The following is a 21033-nucleotide window of genomic DNA, read 5'->3' as shown; positions in this document are numbered from 1 at the left end:
TGGTTTCGGTCATCACTACCCTTGATCCGGCTGCGGTTTGCGAGGAGGCGTTCATAGTCAGGCTGCCCATGGCGCGACCCTTGCCCGCAGAATGCGGAATGCCGTGTCGGTGATGAGGCCCAGAAGCCCGATCGCCGCGATCGCCATGAAGATCACATCGACCTGGAAGCCGCGCATCGCCTTGAGACTGATATAGCCGAGGCCGCTCGACGCCGCGACGAGTTCCGCCACGACCAGATAGGTCCAGGCCCAGCCCATGGTGACGCGAAGCGTGTCGAGGATCGCCGGAAGCGCCGCCGGAAAGATGACGTGCCACACCGCTTCGCTACGCTTGGTGCCCAAAGTGTAGGAGGCGTTGACCAGGTCCCGGGAGACGCTGCGCGCGCAGTCGGAGATCATCACGAGCTGCTGGAAGAAGGTGCCGAAGAAAATCACCGCTATGCGCTGCTCGATGCCGATGCCGATCCAAAGGATGAACAGCGGCACGAAGGATGTTACCGGCAGGTAGCGGATGAAATTGACCAGCGGCTCCAGCGGCGCCTGCACCGCCCGGTAGGTACCCATCCACAACCCCAGCGGCACCGCGATCACCGAGGACACGATGAAGCCAAGGATCACCACCTTGGCGCTGGTGAAAGTGTGATAGAAAAGACTGCCGTCGAGCGACATGCGATAGGCCGTCTGGAGCACGGTTCCAGGCGTCGGCAGGAACATGTTCGGCACGACGCGGCCGTAGGACAGAAGAGCCCAGCCGCCGATCACGGCTATCCACATTGCCAATGCGAGCGTGGTTGCGGTGCCGGCGGGAATGTTGGCGAATGGGGTCGTCAGGCGTGTCCACGCCGTCCGCCTCTGTGCCATGAGATGGCCTCCGTAGATTTAAGCGCGAAACTCTGGCTTTCGAGAAAACAGGGTCAGCCCCTCGGGGCCGACCCTGTCAGTTTCGAAGGCTCACTGTTCCTTGATGAAATCGGTGTCGAGAATGGTCTTCGCGTCGATCGTCATCTTGAGCTTGCCGGCCTTGCCCCAGATATCCTGGGCGAAGTCCACCAGGTCGGACGCTTCGCTCTTTTCCGGAGTGCCGAAGAATTCCAGGTTGCGGGCGCGGTCGTAGTAGCGCACGCCCTGGGCGCCTGCCGCGAAATCCTCGGGCTTCTCAAGATAGCCGCCAATTCCCTTGGCCATGATCTCATAGGCCTTTTCCGGATTGGTCTTGATGTAGTCGACCGCCTTGTAATAGCCCTTGATGAGAGCCTTCACATCGTCGGGATGCTTCTCGATCAGGTCGCATTTGAGCGCGATCACGTCGACGATCAGGCCGGGCGTCGTCGCGGAGTCGATCAGCACCTTGCCCTTGCCGCCCTTGCGCACTTCGGTCAGGTGCGGCTCCCAAGTCACGGCAGCGGGAACCTGGCCGGCGATGAAGGCCGTCGCGGCGTCATCGGCGGTCATGTTGGTGATGCTGACATCGTCCTCGGTCATGCCTTCCTTCTTCAGGAGCACGTTGAACCAGAATTCGGAAACGGAGCCCTCGTTCAGGGCGACGGGCTGGCCCTTCAGATCCTTGAGCGACTTGACGTCGGCCTGCGTGACGACGCCGTCGCCGCCGTGGCTGTCGTCGAGCGCCACGACATATTTGAAGCAGAGGTCGTCCGAGCGGTACTTCATCAGCTCGTCGACTGTGGATGCCGCGCCGTCGAGATCGCCGCCGGCGACCGCCGCCATGTAGAGCGCCGATTCTTCGATCACTTTCAGGTCGACGTCGACGCCGGCTTCCTTGAAGTAGCCTAGGTCGCGGGCAAGAAACAGCGGCCCGTAGCCGACCCAGGTGGTCATGCCGAGGCGAATGGCGCCGGCGTCAGCGGGAGCGGCAAGCCCCAAGCCCAGCAGGCCTGCGCTGACCGCGGTCATCAGGCAATTGCGGAATGTCTTCATTGTCGTGGTTCCCCATGGCTGTTGCTGGCATCGGCCTCATTCGAGTGGCGTATGCCAGGCTGTCGTTTCGGCAGCCGCTCTCTTGTTATGCGTCGCCCTCCCAGGCGGGCCTTGTTCTAGGTCCCGCAAGAGAGCATCCGGGCCGGGTCGCCTAAAGAAGTCTTTTTCTGTCCTTTGCTTCGCCGAAACCGAAGCAGCGGCCCTTTCCTCGTCGACGAACTCGAATCGACGGCGCCGGGCGATGGTGGCTCCGGCGGATGTGCCAATGGCCGCGGGCCGGTGCCGCCCTGGAAGACGGAAAACGGCGACCGAGATCGGTCTGCTCGGCATTTCCGCCGCGCAAAAGGCGGCCGGCATGGCGCTCATGCACACCACGGACAGCGTGACCCGCGCCTATGGCTGGGCATTCGCTAACCCGATGCGCAAGCCTTGGTGCGACATGACGATCGCCGCCGCTTCGCGCCGGCCTGCCAGCCGATCTCGCTGCACTTCTGGCCGATGCCGACGCGGCGGCCTCGCGCGGGGCGCTCGACGACGGTGGCGCGCTGGGGCGGCCGATCGGTCGTCCGACCACCTCGATGCAGAGCTCGTCGCGGCCTCCTTGCACGGCTGAGCCAGGGCGCTCGGCCGATGTCGTGTCGCTGACGTGCAGGCCCACGCGTCAGCTGCTGCGGAAATCCGCACGACAGGCTTGAGGATCGTTCATCGCACGATGCGTGGCTTCGGCTACATCCTACCGCGTATCGACTAGATCAAAGCTGCCCTGGAGGGAGGCAGCTGAAGTATTTCGGTGGACACCCCACAACGCGTGCGAACGCCGTGCTGAATGCGCTCGACGATTGAAAGCCGATCGCCAAGGCGATCTCCCCAACGCTCCGCGTTCCGCGGCGCAACTCATCCTTGGCCACGGCCATCCTCCACTGCAGCAGGTATTCGATAGGACCTGTTCCCACGACCTTGCGGAATCTGGTAGCAAATGATGACCGGGAAACACCGCAAAGCCGAGCTAGATCCGCAACGGTCCAGTTGTGGGCAACGTCTTTGTGCATTGCAGAGAGCGCGCGCGAGGTGACCGGATCGGCAAGGCCGGCGAGCAGACCTGCATGCTCTTCATCCACTTGCGGCACTTTTGTCCGCAATATCTCCACAAGGATCAATTCAACCAAGCGTGCGATGATAAATTCGCTGCCGGGTCCAGGATATCTGGATTCTGTCTCGTTCATCGACAACAGCGAGCGCACGCGGACCGAGGATGTGTCATCGGCCAGTATATGGACGAAGGATGGCATCAGACCGGCCAAAAGATTCTCATTGGCCGTATCGAAGCTGAACCGGCCCGCATGCAAGGTAACGGGGGAGTCCGTGCCCTCACCGAGCCGCAGACGAGGATTCTTCGTCGCAGCGACCGCCGCTTCACTGTCCACCGGCTCTATCGACGGGTCCGATGTGAGAGTGAATGGCGCGGAAGTCCGGATCAGGACGAAATCCTCGCGTTGCAATAGCACGGGTGAATGAGCGGACCGGACCAGTTGACACTCGCCTTGCTCGACCCAGCAAAACAGAAGATCGTCTCTCTTTCGAAACGACAGAGCCCATCGGCCTGAGGCTTCGAGACCTCCCCATAATGTTGCGCGCGGCCGAAGCAAGCCTATGAGATCGAGGAATGGATCCATTCGGATTGGACGATACGTAAACGGATTTGGGCTTTCGATTATCGACCGTACGGCCCCGTAGACATATATTCCCTGGGCACGTTGAACGTCAATTGCGCGTTTCACTCCCATGCTTGGGGCAAACACGAAAACATCCGAGGATTTGATTATGGCTATCGATAGTCTTGAACGACGGTGGGACGCCTATCTCGCCGCCTACGGCCCAATCGCCGCAGCCGAACGCGAGCACCTTCTCAAGCAGAGCGTTTCCGACGACGTCGTGTTCACGAACCCGGGTGGAGAAGGCAAAACCCGCAACGGCCTCATCGCGCATATCGAGGACTTCCAGAAGAAGATGCCGGGAACGTACTTCAAGACCGACAAGGTCTTTGTTCACCACGGCGAATTGCTGGCCATATGGTCTATGTACAAGAGCGACGATACTAAGGTCGCAACCGGCTACAATTTTGTCCGCCCTGATAAGGATTACCGTTTCAGCTATATGGCCGGCTTTTTTTGAAACGATCTTCCGCACGGCCAAACGCGCGCTCAAGGCGAGCCCTGCTGGCTTCCATGACACGGCGGCTCCGGGCGAGAAGTGCGGCTGAACCGGCGGCTTTTCGCTGCTCAGGGCCGAAGTTCTGCGCGAGGCGAGACGGACGTGTCTTCGCCTCGAACGATGAGCGGTAGCGGCAGTTACGCGGACCTCGCCTCTACGAGCGCCGGCCGCGCAGCGGTCTGAAGAACGCGCGCACCTCTTCAGCGAGCAGGTCCGGCTGCTCCAGAGCGGCGAAATGCCCGCCCACAGTCATGGTCGTCCATCGCTCGACGTTGAACACGCGTTCCATCCAGGACCGCGGCGGCATCGGCAGCTCTTTTGGAAAGACCGCAATGCCCAGCGGCGGCACCACCTCTTCACCCGCCCGGAAGGTCAGCGGCTGAAGCCGGTTCTCCTTATAGAGCCTAAGCGAATGGGCCAGGCTGTCGCTGAATCAATAGAGCGAGATGTCGGTCAGCAGCGTATCGAGCGAAATGCAACTCTCAAGGTCGCCGCCGTCGCGGATGGTAAACGGAAGTGCGCTTGGGTCACTAAGGGCCCGAGCGCCTCTTCGCGCCTACTCTTCCATCTTCTTGCCTTTGGCCAGCGCCATCACCCGGTCGATATAGGCCAGCATCAGCGCCGAAAGCACGAAGGCCAGATGCATGATGGTCAGCCACATCAGTTGCTCCGCCGTGTAGGAAGCGTGGTTGAGGAAGATCTGCAGCAGATGGATCGACGAGATCGCGACGATGGTCGAGGCGACCTTGACCTTCAGCGAGCCGACATCGATCGTGCCCAGCCAATGGACCCCACCGTCCTGATCGTCGAAGCGGCTGACGAAATTCTCGTAGCCCGAGATGATCACCATCACCACCAAGGAGGCGACAAGCGCGGCGTCGATCAGGCCGAGCATCTTTAGGATCGTGTCCGTGTCGCCGAGCGTGAAGACGCTCGTCACGAACTCGTAGAGCTTCTTGCCGAAGGAGAGCGCGTAGATAGCGAGCGCGACGCCGAGCCCGAGATAGAAGGCGACCAGCAGCCAGCGCGAGGCCAGGATGACGGATTCGATGGCGAGTTCGAGACGCTTCATGAAGGGTTCCGGTCAGATTGCGATAGAGGGTATTTCGGCCAGACAGGGCCGGTTTTCAAGACAAAAAACCCCGCCGGAGAGGGGGACCGGCGGGGCTCAGTCGAGTCCCGCTGGAGTCGGGACAGGGCAGGGAACGCCCTGTCCGGAATCTGGGTGTCGCAATGCGGCAATTCAATGAGTTAGCTGATTTCGACAACCAAATCTTCTTGAGCCAGGAAAGGAAAAGGCCCATCCGACGCGGACGGGCCTTCCTCTTAAGCGCTGATTCCAAAAATCCGATCAAGATTTTGAAATCAAACGCTCATTGCTGATCACTGTTGCTCGCCACCGGCGCCACCAGCGAAGTGATGCGGCGGATGGCGACACGGCGGTTCTCACGGTTCGGCCCAGGCGTGTTGACCTTGAGATACTCCTCGCCATAGCCCTGCGTGGTGAGGTTCTCGGCCGGGATGCCAAAGGCATTGGTGAGCGCCTCGGCAACGGCTTCGGCACGGCGGTCCGACAGCGCCAGGTTTGCCTCCGGCGTGCCGACGGCGTCGGTGTGGCCTTCGATCAGGAAGGTCTCGGCCGGGTTCTTCTTGAGCAGTTTTTCCATGGCGCTGGCGACACCATCGAGCTTCTGCACCTCGGTGTCGGAGATCGTGGCCGAGCCGAAGTCGAAGTTCAGCGTGTCGAGATCGATACGCCGGGCGATGTCGCGCACGCGGGCCGACCGTTTCACCTCGTCGATGGAGTAGAGGCGCTGCACCCTTTCCACCGGCGGCTGCTCGAGGAAGGTATAATACTCGTCGGGATCCTCGACTTCCTCCGAATCCAGGATGTAGTCCCGTCGCGGGATGGTGAGCCGCATCGGCGGCAGCTCGTCGCCGGGATCGCGCCACTCGTCGACATCGTTGTAGTAGCGCTCGTCGACATAGGTCAGCACATATTCGCGGCCATCCGGCGTAATGCGCGATCGCCGGATGACGTCGCCATTACGATTGCGGATGGTGATGATCCTGACGCCGTTGTCGCGCTCCACGATTTCGCGGGTGCGGCCGCCCGAGAGATCCTCGTAGTAGACGTCCCTAGCGCCGCGGGTGATGCGAGGCGCCTCGTTGCTTTCCACGAATGTCTGGTTGTTGAACTGCAGGATGACGCGGTCGCCGAACTGCTTGACGACATCCGCGCCCTGCGGCCGGCGACGCTCGCGCACGACCTGTTCTGGCGTAAGCTCGATGCGCTTGCCTTTCTCCTGGTCCACCGGGACGATCCTCTCGGGCTTGATCGCCTGCTGTGCCGACTTGTCGTCGGTGGGCGGCGGACCCTGATCGACCGGAGCCGGCTGCTGCGCCTGCTCGCCGCCTTGCTGTCCGGCCTGGTTGGCGTTCTGGCCATTGCCGGCCTGGCCATTTCCAGTTTGAGCGCCACCGGTCTGGGCACCACCGGTTTGGGCACCGCCCTTCTGGCCGTTGTCGTTGCGGCCTCGGTGCTTGCGCACGGCATCTTTCTGGCTGTCGAGGACGGGCGCCTCATTCGGATTGGCGGTTTCGCCTTGCGCGGCGTTGCCGCCATTGGTGGGCTGGTTGTTGTTGGCGGGCTGATTGTTGTTGGCCGGCTGTTCACCTGTAGCAGGCTGTTGGCCTGTCGCCGGCTGCTCTTCAGTCGTGGGCTGTTCGGTCAACGGCTTCTTGCCGAACTGCTTCCTACCTTGGGTTTGCTCACCCGTGGTTGGCTGCTGAGTGCCTGTTGCCGGCTGCTCGCCCGTCGCCGGTTGCTGCGCGGTAGCAGGCTGCTCGGCCGTCGGTTTCTTGCCGCGCTTCTTCCTGTCCTGGGTCTCTCCGCCCTGGGCCGGCTGCTCGCCGGTCTGCAACGGTTCGGCCTGCGGCACGGGTTCATTGGTCTGCGTCTGCTCCGCCGGGGCAGTCTCGCCCTGCTGGTTCTGCTTGTGCCTCTTCTTGAACTGGTTGCCGCCTTGCTGATTGTCGTTGGCGGGGGCGGTCTGGTCAGTCGGCGCGACCTGCTCGCCGGCCTGGCTGGCGGGCTCGCTCTGCTGCTGATCGTGCTTGCGCTTTTTGCGGCCCTGGTTGCCTTGCTGCTGATCACCGGCAGCCGGCGCCACCTGTTCCGCAGGCTGCTGGTCAGCCGGCGCTGCCTCGATCTGCTGCTGCTGATCGCGTTTCTTCTTGCGCGGCTGCAGTTCCTCGGTCGCGGGCGCGCCACCCTGGTCGGCCGGCGCGGCCTCGATCTGCTGTTGCTGGTCGCGCTTCTTGCGGGGCTTGAACTGCTGCTCGTCGGTCGCGGCCTGGCCGCCCTGATCGGCGGGCGCTGCCTCAATCTGCTGCTGGTCGCGTTTCTTGCGCGGCTTGAACTGCTGCTCGGCCGGGGCTTCCCCGGACTGGGCATTGTCCATCTGCTGCTGCTCATGCCGCTTCTTGCGCGGCTGTTGCTCGGTCTCGGCAGGTGCTGCCTGCTCGGCTGCCGGGGCCGATTCGCTTTGCTGCTGCTCGCGCTTCCTCTTCTTTGGCTGTTCGGCTCCGCCCTGCGCGCATTCCTCGGCCGACTGGCCTTCCGCGCAAGCGGCCTGAACCAATATCAACGGTGCGCCGTGCAGGCCGCCGGAAGCGACACCCCCCTGCAGCGGGTACGCGCCCAACGGCGCGGATGCCATAAGCAGGCCGATTGCCGTGCCCGCCAGAATCCGTGGTTGGCGTTTCATATCATTTTCTCCTAATGGGGTCCCATCCCTGCCCAAACTTTCATCAGCCGCAATTGGTTCCGTTACAAGGCATTGACGCCAGCCAAGGATGTTCGGCCGGCCTTTTGAGGGCAATTTCGTGTCTTTCTAATGTTGATACTGGGTCACTGTGACAGCAGCGCTTGACCGGGAGGCCGCGGAGGGCCAAATCCACCCCCATGACCGCACCATTCTGGAAAACCAAGACGCTTGAGGCGATGACCCCGGCCGAGTGGGAGTCGCTTTGCGACGGCTGCGGCAAATGCTGCCTGTCGAAGCTCGAGGACGAGGATACGGGCGAGATCTTCTGGACAAGCGTTGGCTGCCGGCTGTTCGACGCCGAAAGCTGCCGTTGCTCCGACTATGCGAACCGGCTGGCAAGGGTGCCCGACTGCGTCGGGCTGACGCCGCAGAATGTGCGCACCATCACTTGGCTGCCCAAGACCTGCGCCTACCGGCTGATCGCCGAGGGCCATGATCTTTATTGGTGGCACAGGCTTGTTTCGGGAAGTGCTGCGACCGTGCATGAAGCCGGCATTTCGATCCAGGGTCGGGTGAAGGCCAAGGAGACCGATCTGGCCGAGCCGGACGACTATTTTGATTACATACTCGACGACGAACCTTGACCGGTTCGCATCGTGACGACCGAACCCTGAGCGCGAGCTTTTTGACGAGGAACGACGAACCCTGCGGGTTCGCGCTTAGAACCTTTTGGGGGGTGGCGTTTTTGAATACGAGCGACGAACCCAGGCGGATTCGCGCTTACATGAACCGGACATGAATGGGCGGTTCGCGGAAAGTTCAGACACAAAAAGGCATTCTCCAACCATCGGTTCTAGGGGCGAAAGCCCGTAACAAGGAGAGAAGACGATGTTCAACACGATCAAGACGGCTGCCCTTTCGGCGCTTGTCGGGCTCGGCACGCTTGCCGCGATTCCGGCGCATGCGGACAGCCTCTATCTCGGTTTCGGCAACAACCAGGATCCGCGCTTCGGCGTCTATACGGGCGACGATGACGGCTACTACCGCCGCGACTGGCGCCGTGACCGCGACTGGCGCGGCTGCTCGCCGGACCGCGCCCTCGACAAGGCCGAGCGCATGGGCCTGCACCGCGCCCGCATCGTCGACATCAGCCGCCGCACCGTGAAGGTGGTCGGCCGCCAATATGGCGACCGCGTCGTGGTGGTGTTCGCCAACGAGCGCGGCTGCCCGATCATCTATCGCTGAGGTTGAGAGGGCGATCTGCGAGGATCGCCTATCAGCCCCTCACGAAGAGGCGTGGCTCGAAAAAGCCCCGGAGGAAACGATCCTCCGGGGCTTTTTGCGTGGTGGTGGCGCGCCTGCGGCGCGCGGCCCGGCGTTACATCAGCTCGAAGGTGACAGTGACCTGGACGTTGTAGGAATTCTCGCCAGCCTGCACCGGGACGGCCGAACGGGCCGCGTCGAATGATTTGGCCGCTATCGGCATCGGCGCCGGCGCAATATTCTGGTCGGTGATCTCGAGCACCTTGCCCAGGCTGACGCCGGCCGCTGCGGCGAGCGTCTTGGCCTTCGCCATCGCATCGGCGACAGCCTTCTTGCGCGCCTCGGTGATCGTCGCCTTCGGATCGTCATTGGTGAAGGCGATGCCGCCGCCCTGGTTGACGCCGAGCGATACCGCCTTGTCGAGGATCTCGCCAGTCTTGTCGACGTCGCGCACGCGCACCGACAGCGTGTTGGTCACCTGATAGGCGACGAGCTCGGCCTCCTGGCTGCCGTCGGCCTTGTTGGTATAGTTGTAGCGTGGGTTGATCTGGATGCCCGCCGTCTGCAGGTCGCGCTCGGCAATGCCGGAGGATTTCATCGCCGCAATGACCGCCGCCATGGCGTCGTTGTTGGCGTCGAGCGCTTCGCGCGCGCTCTTCGCCTCGCGCATGACGCTGAGCGAAAGGATCGCCATGTCGGGCGCCACCGTCGCTTCGCCCTCGCCGGACACGATGATGCGGGGTTGGGGCTGCGTGTCGGCGGCGCTCGCCAGCGCCGGGAATGCGACCGCGGCAGCGAGCGCGATAGGCAAAAGATGTCTGGTCATGAAAACTCCTCGAGGTCTGCGATCCGATGCTCCGCGCCGCATCTGCCTCGACCCCGCAAAGGCGTCGATACCCGGCAGCGCGGCGCAAGGGCCGGACCTGTTTCGCGCCATAAGGCGCAGGCCGCTCTACGGCTCGAATATGGGCTGATTTTGGCATTTTGCGCCAGCGCTTTCGAAAGCCCTGTGCGACGAGCAAAAACATCAAGTCGCTACGAAAGATATGCCAGCCAGGGGGTTCAATTCGTAACCCCACCGTCTTTATTTGTATCTGACCTGCTGATACATAACCCCGTGTGACGAGTGCGGGGCGATATGTCGAATGAAATCATGGTTGTCGATCCGCTTGAGCGGCTTGACTTGTTGAAGAGCCTCGCGAGCGAAGTCCGGGTCCGGATTCTCGATCTGCTGCACCGCAAGGGGCCGAAAAACGTCAATCAGGTGGCCGAAGAACTGGGTCTTCCGCAATCGACGATTTCCGCCAACATCCAGGTTCTTGTCGATGTCGGTTTGATCGAGACGAAATCACAGAAGGCGCGCAAGGGAAGCCAGAAGGTTTGCTATTCGACCTTCTCCGAGTTGGTCGTCGTCTTCAAGGACCGCACCCCGGCGCAGGATCTCGGCGTCATAGAAGTGGCGATGCCGCTTGGACTCTATACGAGATGCGAAGTTTCCGCTCCCTGCGGCCTGTGTTCAAAGGACGGCGTCATCGGACTTCTCGATGTGCCAGACACCTTCCTCGATCCCGATCGTATGCGGGCCGGGCTGTTGTGGTTCACGCGCGGCTTCGTCGAATATCAGTTTCCCAACAATGCGACGCTCGCCAATGCCAAAGTCGGCGGGCTGGAACTGGCGATGGAGCTTTCGTCGGAGGTCCCGGGCACATCGAAGGATTGGCCATCCGACATCACGGTCGCGATCAATGGGCACGAGATCGACACCTGGACGGCGCCGGCCGACTATGGCGACAAGCGCGGCAAGCATACGCCCGGCTGGTGGAAGCTGGCCGGATCGCAATATGGTGACCTCGCACACTGGCGCGTCACGAACACCGGCACCTATCGCAACGACAACAAGGTTTCCAAATGCTCGCTGGCCGATCTGGAGCTCGAGCGGCACCGCTCGATCCGGATACGAATCGGTGTGAAGGAAGACGCGCGTCACCCCGGCGGAGTAAACATCTTCGGCAGCGGCTTCGGCAACTATAGCAAAGACATCGTACTGCGCCTGCTGAAGGCTTGAGGGCATATTAGGCCCTTGACGGGCGAACGAACTCCGCCCTTAACTGATCCGAGACCCGGATATAGACCGGAAAGTTAGATCGACAATCCGCGGTGGGAGGGATCATGAAGGCCAGAGTCACGGCGAACGCGGCCTATGCCGTCGCGGATATCGACAAACGTCTCTACGGCTCGTTTCTCGAGCATCTTGGCCGAGCGGTCTATACGGGCATCTACGAACCCGGACATCCACAAGCGGACGCACAGGGGATGCGCAAGGACGTGATCGAGCTGGTGCGTGCGCTCGACACGCCGATCTGCCGCTACCCAGGTGGCAACTTCGTGTCCGCCTACAATTGGGAAGACGGCATAGGCCCAAAGGAGAACCGCCCGCGGCGGCTCGATCTTGCCTGGCGCACCACGGAACCGAACCTGGTTGGAATCCACGAATTCGCCGACTGGGCCGAAAAGGCCGGCACCGAGATGATGCTTGCGGTCAATCTCGGTTCGCGCGGCCTCGACGAGGCGCGGGCCTTCGTTGAATACGTCAACCACCCGGGCGGCAGCTACTGGTCCGACCTCAGGGCCAAAAACGGACGCAAGCAACCCTGGAACTGCCGCCTCTGGTGTCTCGGCAATGAAATGGACGGCCCCTGGCAGGTTGGTCACAAGTCAGCGGGCGAATACGGCCATCTCGCCAACGAGACCGCCAAGGCGCTGCGCGGCCTCGACCCGACGGTGGAACTGGTCGTCTGCGGCTCGTCGCATTCCAATATGCCGACCTATCCGCAGTGGGAAGCAACCGTGCTGGAAGCGACCTACGAGCAGGTCGACTACATCTCTCTCCACATGTATTTCGAGAACTACGAGAAGAATACGGCCGAATATCTCGCTCTTCCGGCCAAGCTCGACCGCTACATTGGCACGGTCGCTGGCATCATCGACTACGTGAAGGCCAAGAGCCGCTCGAAGCGGGACGTGAAGATCTCCTTCGACGAATGGAACGTCTGGTACCACCAGCGCAAGCAGGACGCCGAGCGCATGCGCGGCTGGGACTGGCCGGAAGCGCCCAGGCTTCTGGAAGACATCTATAATTTCGAGGATGTGCTGCAGGTCGGCTGCATCATCAACACCTTCATCCGGCGATCGGATGTTGTTCGCATCGCCTGCATTGCGCAGCTGGTGAACGTTATCGCGCCCATCATGACGGAGCCCGGCGGCAGCGCCTGGCGGCAGACGATCTACTGGCCTTTCATGCTGGCCTCCAGGCATGGCCGCGGCACCGCGCTGCAGCTCGCGGTCGAGGTGCCCGCATATGATGCCGCCGCGGCCGACAAGGTGCCGTGGCTCGACATTGCGGGCGTGCACGATTCGAACGCCGGCACGCTGACCTTCTTCGCAATCAACCGGCATGGGTCCGAGACGATAGAGGCCGAAATCGCCCTCGAGCGGTTCGCCGCCAAATCCATCGAGCACACGATCATCCGTCACGACGATCTCGAGGCATGCAACACAAAGGACGCCCCGGACAACGTATCGCCGGTCAAAGGCAACGGGGCGGCGCTCAGCAGCAAGGGAATGACGCTGAACTTGCCGCCGCACTCCTACTCGATGGTGCGTGTGACGCTCTGAGTTAATATCCGGCTATCAGATATATACCGTAAAATCCGTTGCGGGCGGTTTGGTTTGGTGTAGCATTGAAATGTTCAAGGCGGATCTAACCGCCGTGCTCGGGAGGAAGCTGAGATGAACTTTCGCAAGATGATGGCCATAGCGATGGTCGCGGCCGGTGGATTCTGGTCCGTCGCGGCCCAGGCCGAGGAAACCGTCGCGTGGTGGGATTTCCTCGGCGGCGGTGACGGTGTGCGCATGAAGCAGATGATCTCCGACTTCAACGCTGCCCACGCCGGCAAGATCAAGATCGACGCCACGACGCTGGAGTGGGGAACGCCCTTCTACACGAAGGTGCAGACCTCGGCCTCGGTCGGTGAGGCGCCAGACGTCATGACCTATCATGCCAGCCGCATTCCCTTGGCGGTGAGCCAGGACATTCTCGAAGAGATCACCGCCGACGACATGAGCAAGATGGGCCTCTCGGCCTCGGACTTCGCCCAGACGACGATGGATGCGGTGACGGTCGACGGCAAGCAATACGCAGTGCCGCTCGATACCCATCCAATCGTGCTCTACTACAATCGCGACCTCCTGAAGAAGGCAGGCGTGCTCGGCGGGGACGGCCGTCCCTTGGGCATGCGCAACAAGGAGGAATTCACCGCGACACTCAAGAAGTTGAAGGATGCCGGCGTGGAGTTTCCGTTGGGCAGCGTCACAGCCGACGGCAACTTCATGTACCGCACCATTTACTCGCTGGTGTGCCAGCAGGGTGGCGAGCTTCTGACAGGCAACGAATTCCTCGCCGGCGACAATCCCGAAAAGCTGGAGAAGGCGCTGGCGGTTCTGCAAGGGTGGACGAAGGCAGGGCTGCAGTCGACCTACACGGACTATCCCGCAACCGTCGCCCTGTTCACCTCGGGCAAGGCCGCAATGATGATCAACGGCGTCTGGGAAGTTCCCACGATGACCGACCTTGCCAAGCAAGGTAAGCTGTTCGACTGGGGCGCCGTCGAGATCCCGGTGATCTTCGACAAGCCATGCACCTATGCGGACAGCCACTCATTCGCAATCCCGAAGAACAAGGGCAAGGAGATCAGCCCGCAAAAGCGTGCCGCGGTCCTCGAGGTGATCTCATGGATGGACAAGCACTCGCTGTTCTGGGCCACGGCAGGCCACATCCCGGCCTACAAGCCGGTCACCGAAACGGCTGAATACAAGGCAATGGAGCCCAACGCGACCTACTCGCCGCTGACGGCCAACATGATCTTCGATCCGAAGTCGCCCAAGGCTGGTGTCGCCGGGCCGATCTTCGACATCATGTCCAACTATTTCGTGCCGACCCTCAACGGAGAGATGGACCCAGGCGAGGCGGTGAAATCCATCAAGGAAGAGCTGAACAGCATGTAAAGCTCAAAGGCTGGACTGTCCGGGGCGGTCCCAGTCATATTGAGGAAGAGCCATGCTTCGCAACTTCCGCACTGAACGTCTTGTCGCGCTGGTGCTGGTCGCTCCCTTCCTGGCGATCTACCTGCTGACGTTCGTCTATCCGACGGTCCAGATGTTCCGCATCTCCTTCACCGATGCGCCGCTGATCGGCGCGGGTCGGTGGGTTGGTCTCGACAACTATCTGCGGCTCGACAACGACCCGATGTTCCGGCGGGCGCTCTGGAACACCGCTTATTTCGTGCTGATGACGGTCGTCCCAGGGACACTCATCGCGCTGTTGATCGCGCTGGGCGTGTCGCGGCTCAAGGGCCGCTTCCAGTCGATCATTCTGGCGCTGTTCTTCCTGCCCTATATCCTGCCAGTGTCCGTCGTCTATCTGATCTGGGACTGGACGTTGAATTTCCAGTTCGGGATCGCGATGCATGTGCTGGACTGGCTGGGCATCCCGCGCGTGCCGGTGTTCAAGTCGCGCCTCTGGTTCTTGCCGGCGGTGGCCGGGGTGACGATCTGGTGGACCGCGGGCTTCTCGATCCTCCTCTTTCTTGCCGGGCTGCGGTCAATACCAGCGGAGATCTACGAAGCCGCGGCGCTCGACAACTCCACGCGATGGACCACGTTCCGGCGTATCACCTGGCCGCTGCTGTGGCCGATCACCTCGCTGGTGTTCACCATCCAGCTCATCCTGCAGCTCAAGATCTTCGATCAGGTCTATCTGTTCTCGATCGGCGGCCGGCCGAACGACAACATGGTGCTCGTCTACTACGTCTTCCAGAAGGCTTTCCAGCAGAACCAGGGAGGCAGGGCGGCGGCTGTCGCCGTCACCCTCTTCGTCCTTGTGGTCGTCGTCTCGGTCCTGCAATTCCAACTGCTGCGGTTCGCCGAAAGGCAGCGCCGATGAACGTCATGGCTGTGCAACGCTGGAACTTTTGGAGCGGGGTAATCACGGCGCTGACGCTCGTCTGGGCCATCCTATGGGTGTTCCCGCTCTATTGGGGTGTGATCTCATCGCTCAAACCGGACGACGAGGTCGTGCGGCCTTACATCGAACTCTGGCCCGAGACGCCGACGCTGGAGAACTATATCAGCGCCCTGACCACCACACAGATCGGTGCCTGGTACGTCAATTCGGTGGCGGTCGCGGTCGGCGTCACGGTCATCACCATCTTCATCTCGATGCTGTGCGGCTACGCGATCTCGCAGTTGCGCTTCCCGGGGCGGATCGCGCTATGGTGGCTGATCCTCGCCTCCTTCATGGTGCCGATTTCAGCGCTTATCATCAATCATTTCGTGCTGGTCGCCAACCTCGGCCTGATCAACAGCTGGGCCGGAATCATGCTGCCGCAGCTTATCCACCCCGTCATTATCATCGTGTACAAGCAGTTCTTCGATCAGGTCCCGAAGGACTTCCGCGAGGCCGCCGTCATGGACAATGCGTCTGAATTCGGGATCCTCTTCAAGATCTACATGCCGATGAACTGGGGGGTAACGACGGCGCTGTCGATCGTCTGCTTCATCTGGACGTGGAATGCGTTTTTGTGGCCGTTCCTCTCCGTGACCCGCACCGAGATGATGACGATCACCGTCGGCATCACGCAGGTCAACGATGCCTTCGGCGTCTACTACGCGCGCCAGCTGTCGGCGGCTGTACTGGCCGGCCTTCCAGTGGCGCTAGCCTACCTCTTCTTCCAGCGTCGAGTAACCGAAGCGATAACGCTCTCGGCAGGTATCAAGGGCTAGAGCGTTTCACCTTTCACGGAAACGGCGAACCACTCTATCTCTTTGTTTTTACGCAATTCCGGACGGAAAACCGCTCACACTTTTCCTGGAATTGCTCTAAAACGCGTCGCGCGAACCGGAATCCAGACCCGGCGGGCTCAGGCCCCGCCAGCGTGCGCGTGCCAGGTCGATCCATCCGCGGCGAAGAGATGCAGGGCCGTGGTGTCGAACTTCAGCCGGACGGCGTCGCCCGGTTTGACGCTCGAAAGCCCGCGATCCTGTGCCGTCACCTGCGTCCCATCCGCGAGCCGCGCATAGACGAGCGTTCGCTCGCCAAGGCGCTCGACAACGGTGACCGTGGCGGATGCGTCCCCGCCCTCCGCGACCACAGTCAGCGAATCCGGCCGCACTCCGAGTTCGCGCCAATCCATGTTGATAGGCCCGCCCGGAAGTTCGACAAGCGATCCATCCGTCAAGCGCGCGTTGAGCCTGTCGCCTGAGCCCGAAACCGTAACAGGCAGAATGTTCATCGCCGGAGACCCGACGAAGGCCGCGACGAATCGCGACGCCGGACGTGTATAGACCTCGACGGGTTTTCCCATCTGCTCTATCCGGCAATTGTTGAGGATCACGATACGGTCGGCGAGCGTCATCGCTTCCACCTGGTCGTGGGTGACGTAGATCATCGTCGACTTCAAACGCTGATGCAATTCGGCGAGCTCGACGCGAGTACGGGCTCGAAGTGCTGCGTCCAGATTGGAGAGTGGCTCGTCGAACAGGAAAGCCTTGGGCTCCTTGACGATCGCCCGCCCAATGGCCACGCGCTGGCGCTGCCCGCCGGAGAGCTGCGACGGCCGCCGGTGGAGCAGCGCTTCGATCTCCAGGATACGCGCAGCCTCGGCGATCCGTTGGCGGATGACATCCGGCGCGACCCGAATGTTCCTTAGCCCGAAGGCCATGTTCTCCGCGACTGTCATATGCGGGTAAAGCGCATAGTTCTGAAAGACCATCGCAACGTTGCGCCTGCCCGGCGCCAGGTTTTCCGAGCGCACCCCGTCGATCGTCAGCGTGCCCTCGTCAATGCTTTCAAGGCCGGCAATCATCCGGAGCAGCGTCGTCTTGCCAGAACCGGACGGACCGAGAAACACGACCAGCTCTCCCGGCTCAATGGTGAGGCTCACGTCGCGGATCACCTCGACCGCGCCAAAGTGCTTCGATACGCCCGATAGCGCGATTCCCGTCATGCTTGCGATCCTCCTTTCCTGCATAATTTCGGATAAATATCCGATGTCAAGGAATGTGGAGCTACGGCACAACGAGCGCCTCATCGCTGGTCGCCGGAACAGCTGCCAGCTGTCCTGCCACCGGGTCATGGCGTTGGCCAAAGGCAAAAAGGCCGCGGCGGACTGGCCGCCTGCGCGCCTTCAGTAGATTCTTCTGACCTTCGTCTGCGAGTTCGCAAACACCTCGTCGGGAACGAAGAAGTCGCCCGCGAGCTGATCGGCGGCGCCGGGCGCGTATACCGAAAAATCCGTCACGCCTTCGGCGCGCAGCACCTCTTCGTCGATGTAGAAATTGCCGGTCGCCTCACGCGACGGGCGCATGAAGATCGCATGTGCGGCGTCGGCCATGATGTCGGGCGAGCGGCTCATCGCCGCCACCGTCGCGCCGCCCAGAAGATTGCGCACCGCTGCCGTGTCGATGGTCGAGATCGGCCAAAGTGAATTCACCGCGATGCCGTCCTTGGCGAACTCGGCGCTCATGCCAAGCGTGCACATCGACATGCCGAACTTCGCCATCGTGTAGGCAACATGGTTCTTGAACCACTTGGCCTTCATGTCGAGCGGCGGCGCCAGATTCAGGATGTGAGGATTCTTGGCCAACTTCAGGTGCGGAATGCACATTTTGGAGACCAGGAAGGTGCCGCGTGTGTTGATCTGATGCATCAAATCATAGCGCTTCATGTCGGTCTCCAGCGTGCCGGTGAGCTGGATGGCGCTGGCATTGTTGACGCAGATGTCGATGCCGCCGAACCGCTCCACGGTTTTCGCCACCGCCTCGGCGACCTGCGCTTCGTCGCGGATGTCGCAAAGCACCGGCAGCGCCTTGCCGCCGGCCTGCTCGATTTCTTGCGCCGCGGTGTAGATGGTGCCCGGCAGCTTCGGATGCGGCTCGGCGGTCTTGGCCGCGATCGTCACATTGGCGCCGTCGCGCGCTGCCCTGAGCGCGATCGCCAGCCCGATGCCGCGCGATCCGCCCGAGATGAACAGCGTCTTTCCGTTGAGCGACATCCTTTTGCCTCCCTGTGCAATAAGGGGGGCAACTTGCGCGGCGCAAGGCCGTGGCGCAAGGGGCAAGACGGATTACGCAGCGTCGTGCCGGAAGGCCTAGACCAGCACCAGCCCCTGCCGCATGGCAATCGCGATCGCGTCCGTCCGGTTGGCGGCGCCGAGCTTGATCAGGATGGCGGCGACATGGAACTTCGCCGTGTGGACCGAAATGTTGAGCCGCCGGGCGATCACCTTGTTCGGGGCGCCTTCGGCGAGCAGCGCCAGCACCTCCGCCTCGCGTGGCGACAGGGCCGGACGCGCCGGATTGTCATCCGTGACGTCCTCTTCGGCGAGCCCGTCATGGAAATCGCCATGCGCGACTTCCGATGGCCCTGCCCTGTCGATGCGATAGCCGGAAGCTGCGAGCCGCGCCGCCGCGGCGATCAACAGGCCATCGGCCAAGGATGGCAGCACGGCGACCACATTGCCGGGAAGCCGTTCGAGTCCGCTGCGGCGGGACAGCAGCACAACAGGCATCGTCGAGCCGACAGCCCGGCTTTCCAAGGCCGCATCGTCTGTCACCGCGACGTCCGCTGGCTGGCCTGTGCTGCTCCCGGCCAATGTCGGCAGCAGATCGTCACTCGCGGCAAGCGCATCGGCAAGCTGCTCGGCCCGCTCGGCATCGCCGAGCGCCACCAGCACCGTCAGCCGGTGGGCTGACGATTCCGGTCGTGCGATCACTTGTGCCGCGCTGCTTGCCATCGATCCTCTCAGCTCAGCGGCTTCTCGCCGATGGTGATCGAAACGTCGCGCTCAGCGCCGCCGCTCAAAATGCCAAGCGTCACGGCGGTACCCGCGCTGTCCGGCCCGAGCTTGCGGATCAGTTCGCGCGGGCCATGCACGGCCTCGCCGTTCCAGGCGACGACGATATCGCCGACATGCAGGCCGGCGGCCTTGGCCGGGCCGTTGTCGTCGAGGCTCATGACCATGGCGCCTTTGGTGTCGCCGTTGCGGATCGGATGCAGCCCGGCGCCGAGATAGCCGCGCGCCACGTGGCCCTTCTCGCGCAGCGTGGCAACCGCGCGCTCGATCGTCTCGTAAGGCATGACCAGCGCCCGCCGGCGCGGTCCGAACAACAGCATGCCGATCAAACCGCCCTTGGCGTCGAGCACCGGACCGCCCTCGAAGCGACCGCCGGTATTGATGGCGAGGTTGATGCGCCGGTCGATCGCGCCGCCGCGCATCGAGCGCCACGCCGGCCCGACCTCGCCGACCGTGCCGAACACGGCAAGCGCGGCGCCATCGCTGTTGCCCACGGCGATCGCCAGATTGCCGGGCCGCACGGTGCCGGCCTGAGTGAGTTGCGGCAAACCGGCAGCGCCGGAAGCGGGCTTCAGCAGCGCAACGCCCGTCGACGGATCGCGGCCGGCCAGCTCTGCCTTCACGGTTTCGCCGGAGGCCAGCGTCAATTCGATCTCCTCGCCGGCTTCGACCGCTTCCTCGGCGGTAACGAAATAGCCGTCTCGCCAGTGGAAGGCGCTGGCGGTGCGGTGGTGATGCGTGACGAAACTCGCCAGCGCGGGCGCAGCGGTGGCCGCGACATCGGCGATCGCGTCGGAAAAGGCACTGAGATTGAAGTCGCTCATAAGACTGTCTCCTGGGTTCGGTGCCCCAGATATCGCTCGCTAGCGCAGCCGCGGATACTCGCCTGACGGCTAGTCACCGCCCCGACTGGCCATCTGGTCAGGTCGCGGCAATTGCGGCCGCCTCGCACATATAGTCATCATTCCACAAGGGAACACACCGATGGCCTTCGCAGCCGAAAAACTTCCATCCGATGACAGTTTGCTCGACGCTTACTCGGCATCCGTGGCCGACGCTGTCGACCGTATCGGACCGGCCGTCTGCCGCATCGAACGCATCGGCGCCGGCGGTCACGGTTCGGGCTTCGTCATCGCGCAGGATGGACTGGTCGTCACCAACTTCCATGTCGTCGGCGATGCGCGCGCCGTGCGCGTCACCATGCCGGACGGCGCCTCACGCGAGGGCCACGTGCTTGGCCGCGATCCCGACACCGACATCGCGCTGGTGCGCGCCGACGGCAGTTTCGCCGACGTCGCGCCGCTCGGCGACTCCAAGCGCCTGCGCCGCGGCCAGATCGCGATCGCGATCGGCAATCCGCTCGGCTTCGAATGGACCGTCACCGCCGGCGTCGTCTCCGCGCTCGGACGCTCGATGCGCGCCTCGACCGGCCGGCTGATCGACGATGTCATCCAGACCGACGCCGCGCTCAATCCTGGCAATTCCGGTGGCCCGCTGGTGTCGTCGGCGGGCGAAGTGATCGGCGTCAACACCGCCATGATCCACGGCGCACAAGGCATCGCCTTCGCGGTCGCCTCCAACACCGCCAATTTCGTCATTTCGGAAATCATCCGCTTCGGCCGCGTGCGCCGCGCCTTCATCGGCGTCTCCGCCGATACGACCAACCTGCCGCGCCGGGCGGCGCTCCTGTCGCAGGTGACCACGAACACGGCGGTGCGCCTGCGCAGCGTCGAGAAGAACGGCCCCGCCGCCAAGGCCGGCCTGAAGGAAGGCGACATCATCGCGGCGATAGACGGCCGGCCGGTCACCGGCGTCGATGACCTCGTGCGCATGCTCGACGCCGAGCGCATCGGCCGCGAGACGCTCTGCACGGTCGTGCGCCGCACCGGCGTCAGCCAGGTGGCGGTGACCCCGGTGGCGCGGGCGAGCTAAGCCCAGCTGGC

At 62.6% G+C, this 21033-nt stretch carries 21 protein-coding genes and 1 pseudogene; 11 read left to right on the top strand and 11 right to left on the bottom strand.

The genetic code is table 11. The features are described from left to right. Nucleotides 1-57: 57 nt before the first annotated feature. Together EJ069_RS02330 and EJ069_RS02325 are read right to left on the bottom strand one after the other, a co-directional pair. Complete coding sequence (locus EJ069_RS02330) at nt 58-861, bottom strand: ABC transporter permease (protein ID WP_126059891.1); 804 nt, start codon at nt 859-861, stop codon at nt 58-60. A 90-nt stretch (nt 862-951) separates the two neighbouring features. After that, nucleotides 952-1935: an ABC transporter substrate-binding protein gene (locus tag EJ069_RS02325; RefSeq protein WP_126059890.1), complete on the bottom strand. Its 984-nt coding sequence runs from the start codon at nt 1933-1935 to the stop codon at nt 952-954. A gap of 301 nt (nt 1936-2236) precedes the next feature. On the opposite strand from EJ069_RS02325, the pseudogene EJ069_RS33120 reads away from it, so the two are divergent. Then, nucleotides 2237-2395, top strand: a pseudogene (locus EJ069_RS33120) (HoxN/HupN/NixA family nickel/cobalt transporter); the annotation flags it as partial. A 292-nt stretch (nt 2396-2687) separates the two neighbouring features. On the opposite strand, the gene EJ069_RS02310 reads toward EJ069_RS33120, so the two are convergent. Continuing rightward, nucleotides 2688-3608 carry an AraC family transcriptional regulator gene (locus EJ069_RS02310; protein WP_126059889.1) on the bottom strand — a complete coding sequence of 307 codons (921 nt, stop codon included), beginning with the start codon at nt 3606-3608 and terminating at the stop codon, nt 2688-2690. 148 nt (nt 3609-3756) lie between these two features. Between EJ069_RS02310 and EJ069_RS02305 the strand changes: the two genes are divergently transcribed. Next, complete coding sequence (locus EJ069_RS02305) at nt 3757-4107, top strand: nuclear transport factor 2 family protein (protein ID WP_189341556.1); 351 nt, start codon at nt 3757-3759, stop codon at nt 4105-4107. Nucleotides 4108-4300: 193 nt separating this feature from the next. On the opposite strand, the gene EJ069_RS32630 is transcribed toward EJ069_RS02305, so the two are convergent. The 3 genes from EJ069_RS32630 to EJ069_RS33115 all read right to left on the bottom strand — a co-directional run bounded on the left by EJ069_RS32630 (nt 4301) and on the right by EJ069_RS33115 (nt 6698). Then, a complete protein-coding gene (locus tag EJ069_RS32630) occupies nt 4301-4498 on the bottom strand; it encodes a hypothetical protein (RefSeq protein ID WP_189476137.1) in 198 nt (65 codons plus the stop codon). Between the two features lie 204 nt (nt 4499-4702). After that, the gene (locus EJ069_RS02295; protein ID WP_126059887.1) at nt 4703-5218 is read right to left on the bottom strand and encodes a TIGR00645 family protein; all 516 of its coding nucleotides are present in this window, start codon (nt 5216-5218) and stop codon (nt 4703-4705) included. 301 nt (nt 5219-5519) lie between these two features. Further along, nucleotides 5520-6698, bottom strand: a complete 1179-nt coding sequence (locus EJ069_RS33115; protein WP_245456421.1) for an OmpA family protein — start codon at nt 6696-6698, stop codon at nt 5520-5522. Between EJ069_RS33115 and EJ069_RS33110 the strand changes: the two genes are divergently transcribed. From EJ069_RS33110 to EJ069_RS02280, 3 genes are all read left to right on the top strand, one after another. Then, complete coding sequence (locus EJ069_RS33110; RefSeq protein WP_245456420.1) at nt 6648-7931, top strand: hypothetical protein; 1284 nt, start codon at nt 6648-6650, stop codon at nt 7929-7931. The genes EJ069_RS33115 and EJ069_RS33110 overlap by 51 nt on opposite strands. A gap of 182 nt (nt 7932-8113) precedes the next feature. Further along, nucleotides 8114-8560 carry a YcgN family cysteine cluster protein gene (locus tag EJ069_RS02285; protein ID WP_126059885.1) on the top strand — a complete coding sequence of 149 codons (447 nt, stop codon included), beginning with the start codon at nt 8114-8116 and terminating at the stop codon, nt 8558-8560. A gap of 244 nt (nt 8561-8804) precedes the next feature. Beyond that, the gene (locus tag EJ069_RS02280) at nt 8805-9161 is read left to right on the top strand and encodes a hypothetical protein (RefSeq protein ID WP_042647488.1); all 357 of its coding nucleotides are present in this window, start codon (nt 8805-8807) and stop codon (nt 9159-9161) included. Nucleotides 9162-9294: 133 nt separating this feature from the next. Here EJ069_RS02280 and EJ069_RS02275 read toward each other — a convergent pair whose 3' ends face one another. Next, nucleotides 9295-10005 carry an SIMPL domain-containing protein gene (locus tag EJ069_RS02275; RefSeq protein ID WP_126059884.1) on the bottom strand — a complete coding sequence of 237 codons (711 nt, stop codon included), beginning with the start codon at nt 10003-10005 and terminating at the stop codon, nt 9295-9297. A 312-nt stretch (nt 10006-10317) separates the two neighbouring features. Between EJ069_RS02275 and EJ069_RS02270 the strand changes: the two genes are divergently transcribed. From EJ069_RS02270 to EJ069_RS02250, 5 genes are all read left to right on the top strand, one after another. Next, nucleotides 10318-11244: a transcriptional regulator gene (locus EJ069_RS02270; RefSeq protein ID WP_126059883.1), complete on the top strand. Its 927-nt coding sequence runs from the start codon at nt 10318-10320 to the stop codon at nt 11242-11244. Between the two features lie 104 nt (nt 11245-11348). Then, nucleotides 11349-12854, top strand: coding sequence for an alpha-N-arabinofuranosidase (locus tag EJ069_RS02265; protein ID WP_126059882.1), 1506 nt, complete (start codon nt 11349-11351; stop codon nt 12852-12854). Nucleotides 12855-12968: 114 nt separating this feature from the next. Beyond that, nucleotides 12969-14243: an extracellular solute-binding protein gene (locus EJ069_RS02260; RefSeq protein WP_126059881.1), complete on the top strand. Its 1275-nt coding sequence runs from the start codon at nt 12969-12971 to the stop codon at nt 14241-14243. 52 nt (nt 14244-14295) lie between these two features. After that, nucleotides 14296-15180 (top strand): sugar ABC transporter permease, encoded by an 885-nt coding sequence (locus EJ069_RS02255; protein ID WP_126059880.1) that lies wholly within the window; start codon nt 14296-14298, stop codon nt 15178-15180. Then, entirely contained in the window at nt 15177-16019 is an 843-nt protein-coding gene (locus tag EJ069_RS02250; RefSeq protein WP_126059879.1) for a carbohydrate ABC transporter permease, read from the top strand. The genes EJ069_RS02255 and EJ069_RS02250 overlap by 4 nt, the downstream gene beginning before the upstream one ends. A gap of 137 nt (nt 16020-16156) precedes the next feature. Here EJ069_RS02250 and ugpC read toward each other — a convergent pair whose 3' ends face one another. The 4 genes from ugpC to EJ069_RS02230 all read right to left on the bottom strand — a co-directional run bounded on the left by ugpC (nt 16157) and on the right by EJ069_RS02230 (nt 19914). Beyond that, nucleotides 16157-17242: a sn-glycerol-3-phosphate ABC transporter ATP-binding protein UgpC gene (gene ugpC, locus EJ069_RS02245; protein ID WP_126059878.1), complete on the bottom strand. Its 1086-nt coding sequence runs from the start codon at nt 17240-17242 to the stop codon at nt 16157-16159. A 180-nt stretch (nt 17243-17422) separates the two neighbouring features. Continuing rightward, complete coding sequence (locus EJ069_RS02240) at nt 17423-18289, bottom strand: NAD(P)-dependent oxidoreductase (protein WP_126059877.1); 867 nt, start codon at nt 18287-18289, stop codon at nt 17423-17425. 96 nt (nt 18290-18385) lie between these two features. Beyond that, nucleotides 18386-19030 carry a helix-turn-helix transcriptional regulator gene (locus EJ069_RS02235; RefSeq protein WP_126059876.1) on the bottom strand — a complete coding sequence of 215 codons (645 nt, stop codon included), beginning with the start codon at nt 19028-19030 and terminating at the stop codon, nt 18386-18388. Between the two features lie 8 nt (nt 19031-19038). After that, nucleotides 19039-19914, bottom strand: a complete 876-nt coding sequence (locus tag EJ069_RS02230) for a S1C family serine protease (protein ID WP_126059875.1) — start codon at nt 19912-19914, stop codon at nt 19039-19041. A 160-nt stretch (nt 19915-20074) separates the two neighbouring features. On the opposite strand from EJ069_RS02230, the gene EJ069_RS02225 reads away from it, so the two are divergent. Beyond that, the gene (locus EJ069_RS02225; RefSeq protein WP_126059874.1) at nt 20075-21022 is read left to right on the top strand and encodes a trypsin-like peptidase domain-containing protein; all 948 of its coding nucleotides are present in this window, start codon (nt 20075-20077) and stop codon (nt 21020-21022) included. Nucleotides 21023-21033: the final 11 nt, after the last annotated feature.

Origin of the sequence: Mesorhizobium sp. M2A.F.Ca.ET.043.05.1.1 (genome assembly GCF_003952445.1) — a bacterium.
Classification (GTDB): domain Bacteria; phylum Pseudomonadota; class Alphaproteobacteria; order Rhizobiales; family Rhizobiaceae; genus Mesorhizobium.
Note: the sequence above shows the minus strand (reverse complement) of the source record. Positions and strands in the feature narration are given on the sequence as shown.